At 58.1% G+C, this 20896-nt stretch carries 20 protein-coding genes and 1 tRNA gene; 18 read left to right on the top strand and 3 right to left on the bottom strand.

The window, feature by feature from the left end; translation table 11 throughout:
* Positions 1 to 14: 14 nt before the first annotated feature.
* From VB144_07015 to VB144_06990, 6 genes are all read left to right on the top strand, one after another.
* Positions 15 to 1625: a DUF3794 domain-containing protein gene (locus tag VB144_07015; GenBank protein MEA4883390.1), complete on the top strand. Its 1611-nt coding sequence runs from the start codon at positions 15 to 17 to the stop codon at positions 1623 to 1625.
* Between the two features lie 92 nt (positions 1626 to 1717).
* The gene (locus VB144_07010; protein MEA4883389.1) at positions 1718 to 4339 is read left to right on the top strand and encodes a DEAD/DEAH box helicase; all 2622 of its coding nucleotides are present in this window, start codon (positions 1718 to 1720) and stop codon (positions 4337 to 4339) included.
* A gap of 194 nt (positions 4340 to 4533) precedes the next feature.
* Positions 4534 to 5286: a basic amino acid ABC transporter substrate-binding protein gene (locus tag VB144_07005; GenBank protein MEA4883388.1), complete on the top strand. Its 753-nt coding sequence runs from the start codon at positions 4534 to 4536 to the stop codon at positions 5284 to 5286.
* 177 nt (positions 5287 to 5463) lie between these two features.
* Entirely contained in the window at positions 5464 to 6090 is a 627-nt protein-coding gene (locus tag VB144_07000) for an amino acid ABC transporter permease (protein MEA4883387.1), read from the top strand.
* The gene (locus VB144_06995) at positions 6083 to 6805 is read left to right on the top strand and encodes an amino acid ABC transporter ATP-binding protein (GenBank protein MEA4883386.1); all 723 of its coding nucleotides are present in this window, start codon (positions 6083 to 6085) and stop codon (positions 6803 to 6805) included. Before VB144_07000 ends, VB144_06995 begins: the two co-directional genes overlap by 8 nt.
* A gap of 92 nt (positions 6806 to 6897) precedes the next feature.
* A complete protein-coding gene (locus VB144_06990) occupies positions 6898 to 7500 on the top strand; it encodes a TlpA disulfide reductase family protein (protein ID MEA4883385.1) in 603 nt (200 codons plus the stop codon).
* Here the strand turns inward: VB144_06990 and VB144_06985 are convergent.
* Entirely contained in the window at positions 7472 to 8356 is an 885-nt protein-coding gene (locus tag VB144_06985) for a phosphatase PAP2 family protein (protein MEA4883384.1), read from the bottom strand. The genes VB144_06990 and VB144_06985 overlap by 29 nt on opposite strands.
* A 128-nt stretch (positions 8357 to 8484) precedes the next feature.
* Between VB144_06985 and VB144_06980 the strand changes: the two genes are divergently transcribed.
* Positions 8485 to 9507, top strand: a complete 1023-nt coding sequence (locus VB144_06980; GenBank protein MEA4883383.1) for a sugar kinase — start codon at positions 8485 to 8487, stop codon at positions 9505 to 9507.
* Here VB144_06980 and VB144_06975 read toward each other — a convergent pair.
* Positions 9452 to 9952 carry a DMT family transporter gene (locus VB144_06975; GenBank protein ID MEA4883382.1) on the bottom strand — a complete coding sequence of 167 codons (501 nt, stop codon included), beginning with the start codon at positions 9950 to 9952 and terminating at the stop codon, positions 9452 to 9454. The genes VB144_06980 and VB144_06975 overlap by 56 nt on opposite strands.
* Before the next feature lie 260 nt (positions 9953 to 10212).
* Here VB144_06975 and VB144_06970 point away from each other — a divergent pair, with 260 nt between their 5' ends.
* The 11 genes from VB144_06970 to VB144_06920 all read left to right on the top strand — a co-directional run bounded on the left by VB144_06970 (position 10213) and on the right by VB144_06920 (position 20367).
* Positions 10213 to 11823 (top strand): peptide ABC transporter substrate-binding protein, encoded by a 1611-nt coding sequence (locus tag VB144_06970; GenBank protein MEA4883381.1) that lies wholly within the window; start codon positions 10213 to 10215, stop codon positions 11821 to 11823.
* 107 nt (positions 11824 to 11930) lie between these two features.
* On the top strand, positions 11931 to 12860 hold the full coding sequence (locus tag VB144_06965) for an ABC transporter permease (GenBank protein ID MEA4883380.1): 930 nt from the start codon (positions 11931 to 11933) through the stop codon (positions 12858 to 12860).
* Positions 12861 to 12920: 60 nt separating this feature from the next.
* The gene (locus VB144_06960; protein MEA4883379.1) at positions 12921 to 13817 is read left to right on the top strand and encodes an ABC transporter permease; all 897 of its coding nucleotides are present in this window, start codon (positions 12921 to 12923) and stop codon (positions 13815 to 13817) included.
* Between the two features lie 31 nt (positions 13818 to 13848).
* Complete coding sequence (locus VB144_06955) at positions 13849 to 14862, top strand: ABC transporter ATP-binding protein (protein ID MEA4883378.1); 1014 nt, start codon at positions 13849 to 13851, stop codon at positions 14860 to 14862.
* Positions 14862 to 15836, top strand: coding sequence for an oligopeptide/dipeptide ABC transporter ATP-binding protein (locus VB144_06950; protein MEA4883377.1), 975 nt, complete (start codon positions 14862 to 14864; stop codon positions 15834 to 15836). The genes VB144_06955 and VB144_06950 overlap by 1 nt, the downstream gene beginning before the upstream one ends.
* A 110-nt stretch (positions 15837 to 15946) precedes the next feature.
* Positions 15947 to 17206 carry a D-alanyl-D-alanine carboxypeptidase family protein gene (locus tag VB144_06945; GenBank protein ID MEA4883376.1) on the top strand — a complete coding sequence of 420 codons (1260 nt, stop codon included), beginning with the start codon at positions 15947 to 15949 and terminating at the stop codon, positions 17204 to 17206.
* 84 nt (positions 17207 to 17290) lie between these two features.
* A complete protein-coding gene (ispE, locus tag VB144_06940) occupies positions 17291 to 18310 on the top strand; it encodes a 4-(cytidine 5'-diphospho)-2-C-methyl-D-erythritol kinase (GenBank protein MEA4883375.1) in 1020 nt (339 codons plus the stop codon).
* Positions 18303 to 18983: a GntR family transcriptional regulator gene (locus VB144_06935; GenBank protein ID MEA4883374.1), complete on the top strand. Its 681-nt coding sequence runs from the start codon at positions 18303 to 18305 to the stop codon at positions 18981 to 18983. Before ispE ends, VB144_06935 begins: the two co-directional genes overlap by 8 nt.
* A gap of 3 nt (positions 18984 to 18986) precedes the next feature.
* Complete coding sequence (locus VB144_06930; protein ID MEA4883373.1) at positions 18987 to 19757, top strand: nucleotidyltransferase family protein; 771 nt, start codon at positions 18987 to 18989, stop codon at positions 19755 to 19757.
* A 33-nt stretch (positions 19758 to 19790) separates the two neighbouring features.
* Positions 19791 to 20174 (top strand): Rid family detoxifying hydrolase, encoded by a 384-nt coding sequence (locus VB144_06925; GenBank protein ID MEA4883372.1) that lies wholly within the window; start codon positions 19791 to 19793, stop codon positions 20172 to 20174.
* A 118-nt stretch (positions 20175 to 20292) separates the two neighbouring features.
* A tRNA-Gln gene (locus tag VB144_06920) sits at positions 20293 to 20367 on the top strand.
* Between the two features lie 121 nt (positions 20368 to 20488).
* Here the strand turns inward: VB144_06920 and VB144_06915 are convergent.
* The gene (locus VB144_06915; GenBank protein MEA4883371.1) at positions 20489 to 20863 is read right to left on the bottom strand and encodes an alpha/beta-type small acid-soluble spore protein; all 375 of its coding nucleotides are present in this window, start codon (positions 20861 to 20863) and stop codon (positions 20489 to 20491) included.
* Positions 20864 to 20896: the final 33 nt, after the last annotated feature.

The following is a 20896-nucleotide window of genomic DNA, read 5'->3' as shown; positions in this document are numbered from 1 at the left end:
GGGGGGAGGAGCAAGTGGGAATTCAGCTCGACCGCAGGAAACTCTCGATCATGAGAGTCTCAGGGCAGGGTATGGCTGAGGTCAGCATGCAGAGGTCTGTCGCACTGCCCCAAGACCTGCCCGATATGTGGGACGCCCGGGCGGAGGCCGTCCTCTGGGCGCGTGGGGTTCCGGTGATCACGTCGATTGAGCCCGCGGATGGGCAGATCAGGGTAGCCGGGCACATACACTCGACACTTCTATATGCTGCAGGGGCTGAGCCGGGGTCGATCCATGCAGCGACCTTCGATGAACTGCGTTTCGAGGCGGTTGTTGTTTCGCCTGGGGTGGGGCCGGGCGATGACGCGTGGGCAGACGTCGTGCTCGCGGAGCACACGGCCGAGGCTTCAGGGTCGCGAGGTCTGTCGCTCGCAGCCACACTCTCTGTTTGTGCGCAGGCCGCCAGGAATGAGGCGGTGGACGTGGCAGTTGCGGCTTCTGCAACCGGTGGATCCAAGATAGCCGTCCAGTTCAATGAGGTCACAGTGGTTACCGCCGTGGCCATCCTGTCAGAGAAGGCCGAGTGCGTCGACAAGATGGAGATTCCGGCGGGCGCCCCCCCCTCCAGCGGAATGGGGGCGCCGTGTGGCGTAGCTGGAAATGTGAAACTTGTGAGCGTGCAGGTGGCCGACGGACGAATTGCCATTGAGGCCGAGATAGGGCTGGAATTGGCATATGCGGCAGATCGAGGGGCGCCCGCGCTCAACATCATCAGACGCGAGCGCTTGCCAGTCCACAAGGTTATCGATGTTTCTGAGGCCAAGAAGGGCATGAGCGCGCGCGTGAGTCTATCGATAACCAAGCTCACCGCGGCGGCGATATCCCCCAGGGAATTCCAGATCGATGGGGTTCTCGCCGTGAATGCAAGGCTCGTAGATACCGGGCAAGTGGCGGTTGTGTCGGATATCATCTCAGAGACCCAGGAGATAGTCGATATCGAAACAGTCATGATTCATGCAGAGAAGCTGGTGGGCGAGGGGAAGGTCGATATCGATCTCCAGGACTCTGTTGCCGTCCATGCTCTCATGGGAGGCCGTTCTCTCACAGGGGTGGAACAGGTGAAATCGACGGTGAGCCACATCGCTCTGTCTGAGGTGGAGACTCTAGATGGAGAGGTCTCAGTGAGAGGAATCGTTACTGCCAGAACCGTTTTCGGCGATATGCAGGAGGATGAGGAGGGGCAGTTCCCCACCGCCTTCGCCATCGACATTCCAGTGGAGTTCTCCGATTCAGTGGAAGTGCCTGGGACGATCGACAAGGATCGCGCGGAGATCACAGCGATGACCGAAGCTGTGTTTATAGAGAAGACCTCCCAATCCAAGCTCGATGTGGACGGGTCGGTGAGGATCGACGTAGCGGTGTACCGGGAAGTGACTGTTCCAGTGGTGACTGCTGCGGAGACCATAACTCCGATGAAACTGGACCCGTACGCCATGACTTTCTACGTGGCCGGACCGGGCGATACACTCGCCAGGATATCCAGAAGATATGGCGTTCCACTGGACAAGATCGCATCGGCGAACGGAATGGGCCCCGCCGATCAGCTCGGGCTGGGGCAAAAGATATACGTTCCTGCGAAGAGATAGCCGCCTGGCAAAGGGAAGTGCACAACCCAAGAGGAGTCCGCCCCCATTCGAGAGAATACTAATAGTCCACGGATGAGACAGGGGGCGGACTCTTGGACGCGTCCAGATTCATAAACTCCCTCGTGGCTAGCAGGGATTACCGGGATCAGATCGCATACGTTGAAACGATACCGGCCCGTCCGGCACGCTACGGTGTGCTTGACCCGCCGGCGCCCCCCGCGCTTGCTTCCGCGCTCGAAGGCATGGGCATTACGACCCTCTATACCCACCAGGCGGAGGCGGTATCCCTGGCAAGGGCCGGTCACGACCTTGTGGTCGTCACATCCACTGCCAGCGGCAAAACCATGTGCTACAATATCCCCGCGATAGAGAGCCTGATCAGCTCCAGCCAGGCCACCGCGTTGTACATCTTCCCTACCAAGGCTCTTGCCCAGGACCAGCAGCGGGGCTTGGCCAGATTTGTGGATCTTGAGCCAAGCATGCCCGTGAAGTCCGGAACGTACGACGGCGACACTCCAGATTCCACCCGTAGGAAGCTCCGCGAAGAGGCGAACATCATCCTCACCAACCCTGACATGCTGCATCAGGGAATCCTGCCGTCCCATCCGAACTGGAGGAGGTTCTTCGCCGGTCTTCGCTATGTGGTCATCGACGAGATCCACGCCTACCGGGGTGTGTTTGGCTCGAATGTGGCGAATGTGATCCGTCGGTTGAACCGGGTGTGTGCGCACTATGGCTCAAAGCCCACCTTCATATGCTGCTCTGCCACGATTGCTAACCCCGGCGAGCTTGCAGAGAGGATCTGCGGTCGAACAGTAGCTGTGGTGGACGACGATGGGTCTCCCCGGGGCCCGAGGAAGTTCGTCTTCTGGAATCCTCCCAAGCTCGGAGGGACGATGGAGCGCAGAAGCTCAAACCATGAGGCAGAGCATCTCATGGTGCAGCTGATGACAGATGGAGTTCCGACGATCACCTTCGTTAGAGCGCGAGTCGTCGCGGAGCTGATATACAGGTACACGGTAGAGAACCTCAGGCGAACCGCCCCTTCCCTTGCCCGAAAGATCAAGCCCTACCGGGCTGGCTACCTTCCAAGCGATAGGCGCGAGATCGAACGGCAGCTCTTCTCGGGCGAGCTTCTGGGCGTGGTGAGCACAAACGCGCTTGAGCTCGGAATAGACATCGGAACCTTGGATGCGAGCCTCATCGTGGGCTATCCGGGGACCATAGCCTCCACCTGGCAGCAGGCTGGGCGTGCAGGGCGGAAGGGCGAGGAATCACTGGCCGTATTCATCGGCCACGATCTTCCCATCGACCAGTATCTGATGAGGCACCCGGAGTACTTCTTCGAGCGCTCCCCTGAGCACGCGATCATCAATCCTTCTAATCCATACATCCTCATGGGGCACCTTCGTGCTGCATCCGCAGAAATCCCAGTGGCCGCTGCGGAGCTTCCGGGTTTTGGGGATTACGCAGGCACACTCATCACCATGCTTGAGGAGAAGGGCGACGTAATAAGGACCCGAAAAGGATGGCGCTTCACTGCGGCGGGCTTCCCTGCGAACGATGTAAAGCTCAGGAACATGGGCGAAAACACCTACACAATCGTGGACACTTCAACCGAAGGCGGGAACCGCGTCATCGGTACGATAGACGAGCCCTCAGCCTTCGAGCAGGTGCACCCTGAGGCCGTATACATGCATGAGGGTGAAACATACCTAGTGTCAGAGCTGAACCTCACAGAGAAGGTCTCGTATATACATAAGGCGGACGTCGACTATTTCACTCAGTCGGTAACGGAGACTAGAGTCCGAATAGACGAGGAGGAGCAGCGCAAAGCCTGGCGGAAGAGCGAGGCCGAGTTTGGCGATGTCACGGTGACGAGCCTTACGTTCATGTTCCGCAAGATCAAGTTCTACGAGCGAGACAGTATAGGGTTTGGGAAGATCAACCTGCCTCCGCATGAACTATGCACCACTGCCGCCTGGATGACGCTTCCAGACAGCACTGCCGGGCTTTGCGAGGAGTATGGCAGAGTGCCTATGGAGGGGCTGATAGGCATCGGGAATGCGGCTTCAGCGGTCATACCTCTGTTTGCCATGTGTGATCAGATGGATATCGGAACCACAGTGGACTCATCTAACACTGGAGTTCCCACGTTGTTCATCTACGATAGGCGCCCGGGCGGGGTGGGGTTCGCCCAGAAATCATACGAGATGATCGAGGAAGTCATGGAGGCCTGCCTGAATCTGATAGAGAATTGCCCGTGCACTGATGGCTGTCCATCCTGTGTCGGGTCTCCCATACCCCCATATGCACAGGATGATCCGGATACTACTCCCCGGGGCCGGATACCCGACAAGGAAACATCCCTTCTGATCCTTCATGACCTGCTCGAGAGGGATCCATACATTCCAACAGGTCCGCCTCGTCGTAGGGACCTGCAAGGCAGCTCAGATGGTTCGAGTGCCGGAGCTGGCCTCGCTGGCGGCGATGACGGCAGGCCGACTGGGTCCGGCGCTGACGCCGGCGTGGGGCAAGGGCTGCAACAGCGGCGGAATGCGCCCGGCGGGAATCGTATCGGGACGGCAGGCCGAAGGGGACATGTGTCGATCGAACTGAACAATGGGCCAGACGATAGAACATGGAAAGTCGCGCTCAAGCCGTTGCCAGAGGGGGTGGAGAGGCGGATCAGGATAATGTTGAGCAGGTCATAACTGAACAATGGCGCACTGCCCGGATCTGGAACCTGGCGATCCTGCGATCTATCAGTATTTGCGCTGCAGCGTGTGGGCGTTACAGGCTCATTGCAGGCGCCGCGGCGCCACTGCATACGGTTGACAGTACTGCTGCTTGGGCGTATAATCATGCAATAACCAGTGTAAATGGTATTCAGGAGGCGTTCAACGAGATGAAAAGACTTATCAGTGCGGCATCCCTCTTTGTAGCCGTTGCTCTTCTACTGGGCGGCCTGGCAATGCCGGCCCTGGGCGCGGCGAAACCAGTGCTCAAAGTCGGCACTAGCGCGGATTTCCCGCCTTTTGAGTTCCAGGATGAGAAGTCCGGCGCATACACAGGTTTCGATCTCGACCTGATCCGCGCCATCGGCGCTGCCGCCGATATGGATGTGCAGATTGTGAATACTGCGTGGGATGGACTGATCCCGGGTCTGCTCACTGGCAACTTTGATTGCATAGTCTCTGCAATGACCATCACCGACGAGCGCCTGAAGGCAGTGAGCTTCTCCGATCCATATTTCACTGCAGGCCAGGTGATAGTCACACTCGCGAAAGATGCCGCCATCAAGACCGTCGACGACCTGCCTGGCAAGAAGGTGTCTGTGCAGATCGGCACCACTGGAGATATCGTGGCGACCGGAATCAAGGGCGCGATCGTGAAACGATTCAACCTTGCTCCCGATGCCATCCAGGAAGTCAGAAATGGCGCATCAGCAGCGTGTATCATCGACCTCGCTGTTGCGGCGGAGATTGCCAAGCAGTACAAGGACATAAAGTACGGCGCTCCATTCACGATGGAGTACTACGGAATCGCCATCAGAAAGAACAACGCGGATCTGCTCAAGAAGATCAACAAGGGATTGGCTTCTGTTAAGGCATCAGGCAAGTATGAGGAGATCTACGCGGCGTGGTTCGCCGAGAACTAACAGAGCGACTGATCTGGCTATTGAGCGGGCCGTGCGAGTGCCCAGCGCCCCGTGGCGACTGGGTGCTTCGGTGCACGGCCCTTCGCCGTCTCGCACGTCCTATTCGACGTCCGACGGCCATGTCTCTAGGATGGAGGAATACGGGTGGGGCTTGATTTCTCGATTATCCCGGGGGTGATGCCAGCGCTGCTCACCGGGGCTCGCCTGACAGTCGAACTTGCAGTGCTGGCGGTGGGAATCGGACTCGTAATCGGATCATTCGCTGGAATTGCCAGAGTGGGCGCGAAGCCTGCGGCGCGCATCATATCGGGCGTGTACGTGGATTTCATCCGTGGGACGCCTCTTCTGGTTCAGCTCTTTCTCGTGTATTTCGGCCTTCCCTCGATCATCCGTCGGCCTGTCCAGCCGTTTATCGCTGCTGTGGCAGCCATGTCGATCAACAGCGGGGCGTATGTTGCGGAGATCGTGAGAGCAGGAATCCAGTCGATCGACAGAGGGCAGACAGAGGCGGCAAGATCCCTCGGCCTCACATCCGCGCAGTCCATGCGGTACATCATCTTTCCGCAGGCATTCAGGAGGATCATCCCGCCGCTAGGCAATGAGTTCATTGCACTCCTCAAGGATTCATCACTGGTGTCGGTGATTGCCCTTGAGGAGCTTCTGCGGAAGGGGCAGGTCGTGATCACCAGGACCTTCAGGCCGTTTGAGGTGTACTCTGTGATTGCTCTGATCTACCTTGTGATGACCCTCTTCATTTCCAAGCTGGTGAACTGGTCCGAGAGGAAGTTGAAGACCGTTGATTAGGACTGTGGGACTGAAGAAGTCGTTCGGGAGCAACCAGGTTCTCAGGGGAATCGATGTGGACATCGACCTTCATGAAGTGGTTGTGGTCATCGGTCCATCTGGATCCGGGAAGAGCACTTTTCTGAGATGCCTGAACCTCTTGGAGAAACCAACGCAGGGCGAGATTTATTTCGGCGACGAGCTGATCACTGCTCCGGGCATCGACGTGAACAGGGTCAGGCGCGAGATGGGAATGGTGTTCCAGAGGTTCAACCTCTTTCCGCATCTCACGGTCATGGACAACATCACCCTGGCGCCAATTAGGGTAAGGCGCGTCTCTCTTGAAGAGGCCAGGGAAACCGCCAGAGCGCTCCTGAAGAAGGTGGGGATCGGAGAGAAAGAGAACGAGTATCCCAACCAGTTATCAGGCGGACAGCAACAGAGAGTAGCGATTGCGCGGGCTCTTGCCATGAAGCCCAAGGCAATGCTGTTCGACGAGCCCACTTCGGCGCTCGATCCTGAGATGATCGGGGAAGTGCTTGATGTCATGAAGAGCCTCGCCGAAGAGGGCATGACGATGGTCGTCGTCACTCACGAGATGGGCTTCGCCCGCGAGGTTGGCGACAGGGTGCTGCTCATGGACGAAGGGCTGATCGCAGAGGAAGGGCCCCCATCCGAGATTCTCAAGAACCCCAAGAACCCGAGGACGAAGGCATTCCTGAGCAAGGTGCTATAGGGGCAGGAGGGCTGAATCATCGGCCAGTGCCGCAGGCTATGGGGAATAATCCGCCGACCCCCGCTCGTAAACATGCGAACGGGGGTCTTCATGTGGTGAAAATCAGGCTCAAGCCTATTGCCAGGATAGCCATAGTCGGCTTACTCCTTGGCGCCACGATGGGTGCTCTTGGGTTCGGCTTTCCAAGCAAATGGGCCAAGCAGAAACCTGGTAAATACACGGAGAATGGGCAGATACAGGCATCGCCGTCTCCAGGCTATCGGGCGCCGGATTTTGAGTGGGTCCTTGCGAGCGGCGCAAGGATGTCTCTTCGGGGCCTTGCGGGCAAGGTGATCGTGCTCACGTTCTTTCAGACGAAGTCGGGCGCCAGCCTCGCTCAGCTATCGGCCATGGAACAGCTGGCCGTGGAGCAACTGGCCATGGAGACGCAAGGCTCAGGAAGCTGCCTGGCGCTGGGAGTGGCGGCATTCGAGCGCGATGATGTCGTATGCTCGTTCATCGCTTCACATTCGCTTCACACCATGCCTGTGGCGGCGGACCCGTCCGGGAGGATCACTGATCTGTACGAGGTGACGGCGGTCCCCACTACATTCGTGATCGATAGGGATGGCATCGTTTCCGACCTCCGTGTGGGTTCAATGACTTACGCGGAGCTATCGAGGGCGATCAAGCGTGCGTCCGGAACAGGGCCTTGAATGCCATCGGAGCGCCGAGCGCTCCCCACAGAGCCATGATCGCGTAGCGCAGCATGTTCCAGAACGCGTGCGGCGGAAAGATCGCCTTGAGGCCGTATCGTATTCCAAGGAGCGCTCCAAGGCCGAGTACGACCTTGGCTGCCTGTACAGGCAGGCCCGCTCGAACATCATACTTGACATACGCATCCTCAATCACATGTCCAACTCCCAACCCAAGCAAGAAGCCTAGGAGTTCCGATGATCCCCGAGCCAGGGTTGGGTCGATGGAGGAAAGTGCGAAAACCACGATCGGCGCTGCGATCGACGCCGCAAGCCTGCCCTGGATCGAAACGGGGTTCCCGGTTCGTGCAAAGTGCCCTTCTGAGGCGACGTACGCCCATGCGATGATCAGACCCAGTGCCGCTCCGACTACGACGTCCTCTGGATAGTGGCATGTCGCATACACGCGGGTGAAGGCTACTGCGACAACGATGGCGATCCCGGCAACTGTTGCCCAGGTTCGTCGTACGCGTCGGGCGATGTACGTCCAGAAGGTAGACAGGCCCTGCGCGTGGCCGCTTGGGAAAGACCATCCTGTTCCTGTGTCGGTGAGGAATGCCGGAGCGCCGAGGCGCGGGTAGGCTACGTACGGGCGAGGGACCTTGAACACGCACTTGAGGCCTACATTGATGTAGGATGATATGGAGGTCACTATCCCGAGTCCGAACCCAAGCGACTTGTTCACGCACCAGTAGATTACGGGCACAACAAGCATGTAGAAGCTGGACGAGCCCAGGTCTGTGATTGCTTTCATTGTCCGATCAAGCCCAGGACTGGCAATGCTTCTGAGGGATTCAAACACTGCGGGACCTGTCAAGAGCAACCACCTCCGCCGGATAGGTTCTGCGACAGCTGCCCAAATCCTCCGCGGAGGATCGCGGATGGCCTTGTGGAAGGATTCAGCAATGGGAACGGCCATGTAGATCAGGGGGGATCCAGTTGATCGTGAGCCTAGGCGATGTGATGGTTGACGTTTACTTCCGGCTTCCCGATTCGCGCAACCCGCGCACTGACACAGTGGGCACTGTAGAGCTTTCCGGAGGAGGCTCGGCCGCGAATTTCGCGGTGTGGATTGGGAGACACGGACGGAGGTCCGCTCTGATCGGGCGTGTGGGCGCGGATTTCGTAGGGCGTGCGATGGCGGCGGAGTTCGAGGCAGAGGGGGTGGAACCGCATCTGGTGTTCGATCCCCAATGCGGAACAGGCAGAGTGGGCGTGCTGACGGCTGCGAATGGTGAGCGTGACATGGTGTGCGACAGGCGTGCGAATACACGGCTTGTCCCTGAGGACGTCTCGGCCTCACTGATCGCCACGGCGGAATGGGTGCACGTGTCCGGATATGCGTTTTTTGAGGATGGCCCGGCCAGGGCCGCGCGACGATGCATCGAGCTTGCTGTCGACGCGAGTGTCCCAGTATCGGTGGATCCTGCGGCATACTCCTTCATCAGGCGCATCAGTCCTGCGGCGATGCTCAAGTTGTGCAGAGGCGCCAGCGTCATCCTGCCTAACCTGGACGAGGGGATGGCCATGACCGGACTTGCTGACCCTGAGCGGATCGCATCGGCTCTTCTGAAGCACTTCCCAGTGGTGGCGCTGAAACTCGGGGCCGACGGGTGTCTTGGGATGTCACGAATAGGGACCAGCGTGGATGGGCATCACCTGCTGGAAGCGAGTGATGACGCGATTCCGGCAAGGACTTTGAGCGAGGGCGATGGACGCACGCCCTGCTTTGTGCGTCTTGCCGCTGAACCAGCCGTGGCTGTAGACACTACTGGCGCCGGGGACGCGTTCGATGCAGGATTCGTACTAGCGTGCTCGAGCGGGGCCGGACTCGCGGAGAGCCTGGCCGCCGGCAATCGCTTAGGAGCTGCTGTCGTATCGCAGATCGGAGCCCGTCCCAGGATCGGACTCCTCAATTCAGCAGGATGTACGCCCCTACTGCCACGAGAACCAAACCCACGAGCTTGAACGGCGTGAATGCTGCGCGTTCCGCCCCGAGCCAACCCATATGATCGATTATGCCAGCCATTCCGATCTGCCCCACGATGATCGCTGTGGTGGCGTTCACTGCACCCGCGGATTGGATGCCATATGCCACTGCGACTGTGATAAGGGGGCTTACAGGGCCGCCAAGAAGTGCCCACCATGGAACGCGAATGATCTGCGCAAGGCCGAGCCCTCCTTCTCCCGGAATGCGCCCCAAGAGCCCGCTGTGGCCCAATCCAAAGGCCATGCCTACGCCCGCTGCTGCCGCGCCTGACGCCAGGACAACGAACGTGATCTCGGCAAGCCCGACAACCTTGGCGGCGGCCGCGTTAACAGTGCCCTGGAATGCCATGGCGACTCCGCTTCCGGCGGCGATGAGCAGAGCAGGATTGAGCATCTGAGTGAGGGAATACCGTAATCTATCCATCCAAACATGAACCTCCCAGCTGTGTAAGGCTGACTCAGCTAAGGCCGTGTAGCTAGTCTTTCCCATTAGATTTGTGGGTACTGACAGTGTGAAGCAGGAGGAAATGGCGGGACGGAATCGAATACATGACTAATTGCTGTGCTATAGGAGCCTTGGCGGGCGTCGCACCGATTTGGCGTCTGACCGACCGCTACAGCAAGAGCCACTCCCTGCGCTCAGGCAGTGTGCCGGCTCCTAAAGAAAAAAGGGGGTATTCATGGATGCGAAAGTCACTAGTACTGCTTGCGTGCCTCGTCGCTGTGATGGCGCTAACCTCCGTGGGCTTCGCCGCGCCGGAAAGGCTAGCCAACAAGCAGGTAGCGAGCTACAACGTAGGCACTGAGCCGGAGACGCTCGATCCAGCGATGTCAACCGGCATTCCTGAGGCAGTGGTGGAGCTGTCATGCTTCGAGGGCCTCACCAGGCTTGACGACAAGAACGTGCCGCGGCCTGCCATAGCTGAGAGCTGGACTATCAGCAAGGACGGCCTGGTGTACACGTTCAAGCTCAGGAAGTCCAACTGGTCCAACGGCACGCCGGTCACTGCCAACGATTTCGAGTGGTCGTGGAAGCGCGCACTCGATCCGAAGACCGCTGCCGAGTACGCCACCCAGCTCTGGTATGTCAAGAACGGCAGAGCTTACAACGAGGGTAAGATCAAGGACGCTGCGCAAGTCGGCGTGAAGGCGATCGACGCCTACACCCTTAAGGTCACTCTTGAGAATCCCTGCACATATTTCCTACAGCTTTGTGCGTTCCCAACCCTTATGCCTGTGAACCGCAAGGTGGTAGAGGCCAACCCGACTGGCTGGTTCCTGAAGCCAGAGACCTACATCGGAAACGGCCCCTTCAAGATCGTGAAGTGGGAGCACAACTCCAAGATAGACCTCGTTCCCAACCTCCACTTCTGGAACGTGGGCAAGGTGAAGGTCACCAACCTTACCTACTACCTCATCGACGATATCAAGACTGTCCTTTCGATGTTCGAGACCGGCCAGCTCGATTCGTTCGAGGCGCCGCCGGCTGCTGAGATCGCCCGACTCACAAAGGAAGGCGTTCTCGACATCAAGAACTACATCGGCACCTACTACTACATGTTCAACACCACCAAGGCGCCGGCCAACGATGTTAGGGTCCGCAAGGCTCTCACCATGGCCATCGATCGCCAGAAGCTGATCGATTTCGTCGTCAGGGGTGAGCAGAAGCCTGCCCTCGCCTACGTGCCGTTCGGCCTGGCTGATGCTACTCCGACGCCCGATTTCCGCACTGTTGGCGGCAACCTGTACAAGGAAGACCTGGCTGAGGCCAAGAAGCTTCTCGCCGATGCCGGCTACCCGGACGGCAAGGGCTTCCCGACACTCACCATCCTCTTCAACACCTCCGATAACCACAAGAAGATCGCTGAGGCCATTCAGGAGATGTGGAAGAAGAACCTGGGCATCAACGTGCAGCTGACCAACCAGGAGTGGAAGGTCTACCTCGACACCCGCGACACCCTGAACTACCAGGTGGCGCGCGCTGGCTGGATTGGCGACTACCTTGATCCGATGACATTCATGGATATGTGGACCACGACCAACGGAAACAACGATACCGGCTGGTCAAACAATAAGTACGACGAGCTGATCTACGGCGCGATGAAGGAAGGCGACTCGGCCAAGCGCGCTACGATGCTCCACGAGGCCGAGAGCATTCTCATGGCCGAGCTTCCGATCATGCCGATCTACTTCTACACTAACGTGGTCGTGCAGAAGCCGTACCTGAAGGGCGTCAGATTCTCGCCCCTGGGATTCGTCGATTTCGCAGCGGCCTATGTGCTTGAGCACAAGTAAAATGGCGGATCTCGCACGTATCCTTAGGTGATCCAGCAGTGTCCGGGGGTGTGCACGGGCGACCGGCGCATGCCTCCGGCGCTGCCATTTGACGGGAGCTGATATCCTTGGCCTCGTACGTCCTAAGACGATTCATCTCCGTGATGCTGGTCCTGCTGATCGTTGTTACTGCAACGTTCGTCATGATGCATGCCATACCAGGAGGGCCGTTTACCCGTGAGAAGGCCCTTCCTCCTGAGATCATGAAGAACATCGAGGAGAAGTACAAACTTAGTGATCCCCTGTGGAGGCAGTATCTCGATTACATGGGGAACCTGCTTCATGGGGATTTCGGCCCTTCGTTCAAATACGCTGGGCGAACTGTGAACGACATCATTGCTGATGGATGGCCGGTCACGGCCAGACTAGGCGCCTGCGCGATTCTGTTCTCTCTCTTTGTGGGGGTTCCATCAGGGGTCATTTCCGCCCTCAATCAGAATAGGTGGCCTGACAATTTCGTGATGGCCTTCGCCGTAATCGGCGTTTCCGTGCCTTCCTTCGTGATGGCGACACTTCTCATGTATGTATTCGCAGTGAAGCTGCGATGGCTTCCGGCAGCAATGTGGGGCACGCCTAAGCATGTTATCCTTCCCATGCTTGCCTTGTCTGGGTTCCCAACAGCCTTCTTCGCAAGGCTAATGAGATCGAGCACTCTCGATGTTCTCTCGCAGGACTACATCAGGACTGCAAGGGCCAAAGGGCTTTCCTGGTTTGCAGTGGTCATGCGGCATGTAGTGAAGAACGCCATAATGCCCGTGGTGACCTACCTGGGCCCCATGGTTGCAGGCATCCTCACTGGCAGTTTCGTGGTTGAGAGCATCTTTGCGATACCTGGCCTAGGCCGATTCTATGTCACGAGCATATACAATCGAGACTATACGACTATTCTTGGCATGACCATATTCTACAGCGTGCTTCTGGTATTCCTGAACTTCCTCGTCGACATCGCGTATGGATGGATCGACCCCAGGATCAAGCTGGTAGACGCAAAGGAGTGAGCGGCTGTGGAGCAATGTGCAAAACCTGCTGTCGGGGTCGGGCCAGTATACACCCAGGAAATGTTCAAATCAGTCGATAAGGACATCGCGAGCGCCGAGTCCATAGTCCGCCCCTCGATAACCTACGGGCAGGATGCCTGGCGAAGGCTGAAGAAGAACCGCGGCGCGATGATAGGGCTTGCGACCGTCGTCGTGATCATCTTCATCGCGGTTTTCGGCCCTATGCTATCGCCATACAGCTATTCTGACCAGAGCCTATTCGACCAGAATCAGTTCATCTCCCGCGCCCACTGGCTGGGGACTGATGACCTTGGCCGCGACCTGCTGACGCGAATCATGTATGGCGCCAGAATCTCCCTCACCGTCGGGTTCGTGGCGAGTCTCATAAACCTGACCATGGGAGTTGTGTACGGCGGCATTTCCGGCTATGCAGGCGGGTCAGTTGACAACGTGATGATGCGTATTGTGGAGATCCTCGACGCGATTCCGCTGTTGCTGTACGTGATTCTTCTCATGGTGATCCTCAAGCCAGGCCTTCAGAATATCCTGATAGCCCTGGGGCTTGTCTATTGGCTCAGCATGGCGCGGATCGTGCGCGGCCAGATCCTCAGCCTGAAAGAGCAGGACTACGTCCTTGCAGCTCGGACCATCGGCGCCAGTAGGTGGCGAATTCTCCTCAAGCACCTGATTCCCAATGCGATGGGGCCTATAATAGTCACGGCCACATTGAATATTCCTGCGGCGATATTCACCGAGGCATTCCTGAGCTTCATCGGGCTAGGAGTGAATGCTCCCATGGCGAGCTGGGGCGTGCTGGCTTCAGAGGCCTTGCAGAGCTTCAGATCCTACCCGTATCAGCTCTTCTTCCCGGCTATCGCTATCAGTCTCACAGTGTTCGCATTCAACTTCTTCGGAGATGGCCTGCGCGACGCATTAGACCCCAAGCAGCGCAAGTGATCGGCCGACATAGAGTAGGGGGGAATACCTCTTGGATAGACTTCTAGAAGTCAGAAACCTGAAAACGTCCTTCTTCACCTACGCCGGCGAGGTCAAGGCAGTGCGCGATGTCAGTTTCCATGTGGATGCCGGCGAGGCCATAGCGATAGTTGGAGAGTCGGGGTGTGGAAAGAGCGTCACTGCAATGTCGGTGATGAGGCTTGTGGCGCCTCCAGGCCGGATCCTTGAGGGCGAGGTCATATTCAACGGCAGGGATCTGGTTAGCCTCACAGAGAGACAAATGCAGCACGTCCGCGGAAACGAGATCGGCATGATATTCCAGGATCCAATGACGTCGCTGAATCCAGTCATCACTATCAAAGCGCAGATCATTGAGGTTCTCAAGCTTCACCAGAATCTCAGCAGAGAGCAGGCGTCTGCAAGGGCTCTGGAGCTCCTCGAGATGGTCGGCATACCTTCTCCGGAAAGGCGCCTCAACTCATACCCCCACGAGTTCAGCGGAGGCATGAGGCAGAGAGTCATGATAGCCATGGCGCTTGCATGCAATCCGAAGCTGCTGATCGCAGATGAGCCCACAACTGCACTTGATGTGACAATCCAGGCACAGATCATCACCCTGATGAAGGAACTAAAGAAGCGGCTAAACATGTCGATCATTATCATCACTCACGACCTCGGTGTGGTGGCTGGGCTTGCCCAGCGAGTCGTAGTGATGTACGCTGGCAAAATCATTGAGACTGGCTCGGTGAGGGACGTATACTACAATGCACAGCATCCCTACACCTGGGGGCTCCTCAAGTCGGTTCCCCGGCTTGATTCCGAAGGGAAGAAGAAGCTCGTGCCAATCCTTGGTCAGCCCCCGGATTTGATCAGCCCGCCCGCGGGATGCCCGTTTGCGCCTAGGTGTGACTGGGCCATGGCTATCTGCAAACAGATCCCGCCAGAGTATATCGATGTCTCAGCTACAGGCCATAAGGTGGCATGCTGGCTGCAGCACCCGATGGCGCCTGCGATTGAGCGGGTTTCGAAAGGGGGCGTGGCCTGATGGCGCCGCTAGTTGAGGTTAAGAACCTGAAGAAGCACTTCTCTATCGGCGGGGGCATGTTCAGCCGAAAGCGCAGTGTGCTCAAGGCTGTTGACGACATCAGCTTCACCATCGACAAGGGCGAGACTCTCGGCCTCGTTGGTGAGAGCGGGTGCGGAAAGACCACCGCCGGAAGGACCATATGCAGACTGTACGAGCCAACAGCAGGGCAGGTGCTGTTCGAGGGCAAAGAGGTCTATTCCCTCAGTACCGAAGAGATGCTGACAATGCGACGAAAGATGCAGATGATATTCCAGGATCCGTACGCATCTTTGAACCCGCGCATGACGGTAGGGGATATCATCGGCGAACCTATCGACATTCATCACCTGGCCGAGAATAAGCAGGACAGGCTCGCGATGATCCACAACCTTCTCGCCACGGTGGGGTTGAACCCGGAGCACGCCACCAGGTTCCCTCACGAGTTCAGTGGAGGCCAGAGGCAGAGAATCGGAGTCGCTAGGGCGCTCGCGGTGGAGCCGAGCTTCATCATATGCGATGAGCCCATATCCGCCCTTGATGTGTCCATCCAGGCTCAGGTTATCAACATGCTTGAGGATCTTCAGGAGAAGCGAGGACTCACGTATCTGTTTATCGCCCACGACCTGGCGATGGTGAAGCATACAAGCCGCAGGATCGCCGTAATGTACCTCGGGAGCATAGTGGAACTGGCGGAGAGCGCGGAGCTCTACAGGAATCCCCAGCACCCCTACACGAAGGCCCTGCTGTCCGCTATTCCAATTCCCGATCCAGATGTGGAGGCGCAGCGGCACAGGATCATATTGGAGGGAGACGTCCCGAGCCCGATAGATCCTCCGCCGGGATGCAGATTCCGAACGAGGTGCAGGGAAGCCAAGAAGATCTGTGCAGAGCAAACCCCGGCACTGGTGAATATCGGCGGCAAGCATCAGGTCGCGTGCCATCTTGTGAAGTAGCTTCTGGCTATCAGTCATAACCCCGCGGATGGCGGGGAGAATGTAGTGCTGAAGAAGCCGTGCCGTGTATTCACGGCACGGCGCCGTAGTCCCTTGGAAGAGGTGTTACCGTGCATCGATCAATCAGACCAGTGCGACTCGCCGGGCTCGCCGTATTGGCGCTGCTATGCGCCTCGCTCTCCCTGCCGGCGCTGGCCGAGGCCATCGGCTCTATGGCTGCGGCGATTGCAGCTCCTGTTCCCATGCCTGCTCCAGTTCCTGCCGCCATGTCCGCTTCCGTTCCCACAGCTCCAACCATAGCCGCGAGATCTGCAATACTAGTGGATGCCGAGACCGGGCAGGTGCTCTACGCACTCAATGCTGATGAGCGTCTGGCCCCTGCGTCGATAACGAAGATCATGACGATCCTTATTGCTATGGAGCATGTGAGGGCTGGCCGGATCTCTCTAGACGATGAAGTTACGGTGAGCACCGAGGCATCCCTGATGGGCGGATCGCAGGTGTACCTCAAGGAGCGGGAGAAGGTTCCTGTCCGCGACTTGTTGGCGGCAGCCGCCATAAGGTCCGCTAACGACGCGTCACTGGCCATAGCTGAGCATGTGGCCGGTACGGCCGACGATTTCGTGATGCTTATGAACAGGCGCGCCGCGGAACTCGGAATGGTCAATACGCACTTCTCCAACCCGGAGGGCTTGGATGCTCCTGATCACGACACAACGGCGGCGGACATCGCCATTATGGCCCGTGAACTCGTCAAGCACCCGGAGGTGTTGGAGTGGACTCGGACATGGATCGGCAAGATGCGCGGGGGCGCCTACGATCTATTCAACACCAACAGGCTCATTGTTGAGTATGAAGGCGCGGATGGCCTGAAGACAGGGCATACTGAGACAGCCGGATACTGCCTTGCCGGGACTGCGAAACGCGGGGATCTTCGGCTCGTATCGGTCGTAATGGGAACTGCGACTGATAAAGACAGGGTGCGCGAGACTGCCAAGCTGTTAGATTACGGTTTCAGGAACTATGAGCGAGTGAAGCTGGCTTCCGCTGGCGCTGAGGTGGGCGCAGTGAGAGTCCGATCCGCAGCGAGGCAGAATGTCGTGGCCGTTGCCGCGACCGCCCTATTGCCGTTGGCGCCGCGTGGGACTGCGTCCGAGGTGAAGATCGAGTTCGAGCCTATGAAGGAGGGCCTCCGCGCGCCTATAAAGAAGGGGCAGGTAATTGGAAGGGCGGTCGCGCGCCATACATCAGGCGCCGAGTATGGCTCAGTGGAGGCCCTTGCCCAATCCCATGCCCCGCGGGCGAATTTCATAGTGCGTGGATGGAGGGCCTTCGTAGATCTCTTCGCAAGGCTGTTCAGAAAGGGGTAGCATACTGCGGGTGCGAAATGCGATGCGCGAGTCATACTGATGCTTGTACTTGCATTATCGTCCCTGTGGACAGTGTGAAGTATAGTGTATACACTTGAACTGAAAGCATGGGCAAAGATCAACCTCGCGCTTGAGGTCCTCGGGCGCCAAGCAGATGGCCGCCACAGCCTCGAAACGGTTATGCACCGGGTGGAGATAGCTGATGATGTGACGATCATCCGCCGAACAGGGGCGCCTCCTGCGATATCAGGCCCGGGGCTGGCCGCTGGCCGTATCCTCACGATCACCGACTCCACTCAGGCGCCTGGGGGTGCAGCCAACACCGCATCCCGGGCCGCTGCGGCGTTTCTGGATGCGATCGACTCAGCACGCATCCGTCGCGGGGATAGCGTGGAGATTCGGATCAGGAAGCGGATCCCAGTGGCCGCAGGGCTCGGAGGGGGCAGTGCGGATGCCGCAGCGGTGCTTGTTGGGATGAACCAGCTGTGGGGCGCTCCCCTTTCCATGGAGCGACTTCTCGTGGTTGGCGGGGTGATTGGCGCTGATGTGCCTTTCTGCATTCTGTCGCATGGCGACCCCCCTCAGGCGTACGCTGCATTCGCCACAGGAGTGGGTGACACGCTTACACCTATTCCAGGGCTTCCAGGCGTAGCTGTAGTTCTGGCTAAGCCAAGCAAGGGCCTGGAGACTCGGGAGATCTACGCCACGTGGGACGAGATGCAGAATCAGGGCGAAATGCGAGATCGCGCGGCGCCGATCCATGAGAGATCTGTGTCGGGTTTTGCACGCTTACTTGCTGAGGTGCTGCTTGGGGCGAGCACCGAGAACAAACTGGCCAGGGCGTGCCTATTCATGCGAAACGACCTCGAACCGCCTGCCGTGGCGGCATGTCCGGAGGTAACTCTGATCAAGGCGAAACTCGCAGAGCTTGGGGCGATGGCTACCGCGATGAGCGGGAGCGGCCCAACCGTGTTCGGAGTGTTTGGCGCTGAAGACGAAGCGCTCCATGTGGCGGACTGTCTTGGCCGGTGGGGGTCAGCTGCGGGCCTCAGTGTGATCGTCACACATGCGGGAATCGCGCCGGAGAGTGGGAACATTGAATAGTACGAGAATACAATTGAGAGGAGACGACTACAAGCCCCTGCGTGATGTCGTCTTCGAAGGACTGCGGGAAGCGATCGTTTCCGGACGACTTGAGCCCGGAGAGCGCCTCATGGAAGTGCACCTTGCTGAGGAAATGGGTGTCAGCAGGACTCCCGTCCGTGAAGCTATCCGAAAACTCGAACTCGAAGGTTTTGTGGTTATTCTGCCACGCAGGGGGGCATATGTCGCCGATCTGTCCGCTAAGGAAATTGCGGATGTTTTCGAGATCCGCGAAGCCCTTGAAGAACTTGCAGTCGCGCTCGCTGCGGAGAGGATTAGCGACGACCAAATTGCTGAGCTGACTGTCCTTCTCGATGAGATCGTATCTCGCCTCGATGAGCAGAACGTGGACGCACTTGTGCAGGCGGACATCAGATTCCACGATGCGATTTTCCGCGCATCGCAGAATTCCCGACTTTCGCAGATGGCGAGCTTACTCAGGGAGCAGGTCCACCGGTACCGAAAGAAGTCGCTTTCGTATCCAGGGCGCATCAGGTGGTCTATTGCCGAACACCGCGATATTCTGGAGGCTCTGGCTGCACGAGATCCAGCCAGGGCACGGGCAGCAGTGCGCAACCACATAGAGAGTGCGGAGCACAGTCTGATCGGGGTATTGGAGAAAGAAGGGAAGTAGGCTGTGTCCATACGTGTAGACGCAGTGGTGCTTGCGGGCGCCGACAACTCCGGCCGTCTCGCTGAGGTGTCCGATGCTAGGTATGAGGCAACCATCGAGATAAACGGCAAGCCCATGCTTGAATGGGTGCTCACCGGCATCTGTCAGGCGGAATGCGTTGACCGCATCATCGTGGTTGGCCCAGTAGAGGCGATTCGCCCCATCGTTGATAAGATGGGCGCGGCCAAGGACATCTCTGTTGTGGAGAGAAGAGGCTCCATGATCCAAAACCTCCTCGCCGGGCTAGAGAAAGTCCCCGAGGGCAGAAAGGCGCTCGTGGCCAGTTCCGACATTCCGTTCATCAACGGAGAGGCGATCGATGGGTTCGTGAAGATCTGCGAGACCATGCCCGCCGAAGTCCACTATGCGCTAGTCCCCAAAAAAGTCAACGAGGCCAAGTTCCCCGGGGGGGAGAGGACATACATCCGGATGGCAGATGGGGTGGTGACCGGAGGCAATGTGTTCATGGCGGACCCTGCGGTCGTCCGGAAGAATGCAGGTGTGATCAAGGACGCGCTCGGCCTCAGGAAGAAGCCTCTGGCATTGCTATCCATGCTCGGCCTCGGTTTCGTGATCAAGTTCGCATTTCACCGGCTGTCGATAGCGGACGTTGAGAAGAAGGCCAAGAGCTGGATTGGGCTTAGCGCACGAGGGGTGATCGTTCCATACGCCGAGATAGGCGTTGATGTCGACAAGCCCAGCGATTATGAGCTTGCTAAGAGGATGCTATCATAGTTGCCGGATCGTCACGGAGGGAGACACACGCAGATGAAGGAAGCAGTCGTTAGTGGCGGCGCGCCGAAAGCGATTGGACCATACTCCCAGGGAATACAGGCGACGGGGCTCATTTTCGTGTCCGGCCAGATTCCGCTGGATCCTGGAACAGGCACTATGGTTCCTGGAGGCATTGCAGAGCAGACAGTCCGCGTTCTCGAGAGCATCGCAGGAGTGCTGGCGGCGGCGGGCGCGGGGATGGAGTCGGTGGCAAAAACCACTGTGTTTCTTACGGACATGGATAACTTCGCAGCCATGAACCGAGTGTACGCATCCTACTTCCCTGGCGTCGCGCCCGCTCGTTCCACCATAGAGGTGTCTCGGCTTCCGAAGGACGCCTTGGTGGAGATCGAAGCCATAGCCATCGCTCATAGATAGGTTGGGCTGCGATATTGCACATTCGGTGACACAAGAAGCGCGCGCCACGATTGAAGACGTGAAGGCGTCATCATTTGATGCGCGCCCTTATCTATGCTACAATGATACCGCTCAAGAATGGGGCGTAGCCAAGCGGTAAGGCACGGGACTTTGGATCCTGCATTCGGAGGTTCGAATCCTCCCGCCCCAGCCATAACCGGATAGAAGCGCAGGCGGGGCATATGCTGCTCCGCCTGTTCGGGTTTTTCGCGGCACGAAATCTAGCCCGAATTACGCTGCTGCTATGGTGTAGGTCTTCCCATTGCTGCCGTTGGTTACACTGAAGCGCCAGGGAAGGCCGACGTGGATATCTGCTCTGGGTTCAGCACGTCAGTTCCCTGCTGATTCCAGCTAGACTGCTGTGGGGTGTATCCAGTCCCCCCGGTCCTGGCGCCAATGGTCTCGGAAAACCCCTGCTTTACGCCAGCGCTGGTAGTGGCTACAAGGGACGCCTGGGCCGCCTCGATCATCCTGCGGACCATGTTGCCTCCAACACTTCCACAGTCGCGGGCGCTCACATCTCCCCAGTAGTCACTCTGCACGGCCTGAGATGGGACGTTCAGTTCATTCGCGATTTCATATTTCATCTGCTGCAATGCCTGTCGTGCCTGAGGAACCAGAGTGCGCTTGCTGCTGCGTCGTGCGGGCATTCTCTCACCTCCTCATGTTTCTGCCTACATTCT

Source organism: Clostridia bacterium (assembly GCA_034926675.1).
In the GTDB taxonomy this organism is placed as follows: Bacteria; Bacillota; DTU025; order DTU025; family DTU025; genus JAYFQW01.
The sequence above is the reverse complement of the archived record's forward strand: the minus strand, read 5'-3'. Positions and strand labels throughout refer to the sequence as shown.

Excerpts from the sequence above, each read along its gene's own strand:
- VB144_07005 (MEA4883388.1), top strand. The coding sequence starts at position 4,534 with ATGAAAAGACTTATCAGTGCGGCATCCCTCTTTGTAGCCGTTGCTCTT.
- VB144_07000 (MEA4883387.1), top strand. The coding sequence starts at position 5,464 with ATGCCAGCGCTGCTCACCGGGGCTCGCCTGACAGTCGAACTTGCAGTG.
- VB144_06975 (MEA4883382.1), bottom strand. The coding sequence starts at position 9,952 with ATGGATAGATTACGGTATTCCCTCACTCAGATGCTCAATCCTGCTCTG.
- VB144_06970 (MEA4883381.1), top strand. The coding sequence starts at position 10,213 with ATGCGAAAGTCACTAGTACTGCTTGCGTGCCTCGTCGCTGTGATGGCG.
- VB144_06960 (MEA4883379.1), top strand. The coding sequence starts at position 12,921 with ATGTTCAAATCAGTCGATAAGGACATCGCGAGCGCCGAGTCCATAGTC.
- VB144_06950 (MEA4883377.1), top strand. The coding sequence starts at position 14,862 with ATGGCGCCGCTAGTTGAGGTTAAGAACCTGAAGAAGCACTTCTCTATC.
- VB144_06925 (MEA4883372.1), top strand. The coding sequence starts at position 19,791 with ATGAAGGAAGCAGTCGTTAGTGGCGGCGCGCCGAAAGCGATTGGACCA.
- VB144_06915 (MEA4883371.1), bottom strand. The coding sequence starts at position 20,863 with ATGCCCGCACGACGCAGCAGCAAGCGCACTCTGGTTCCTCAGGCACGA.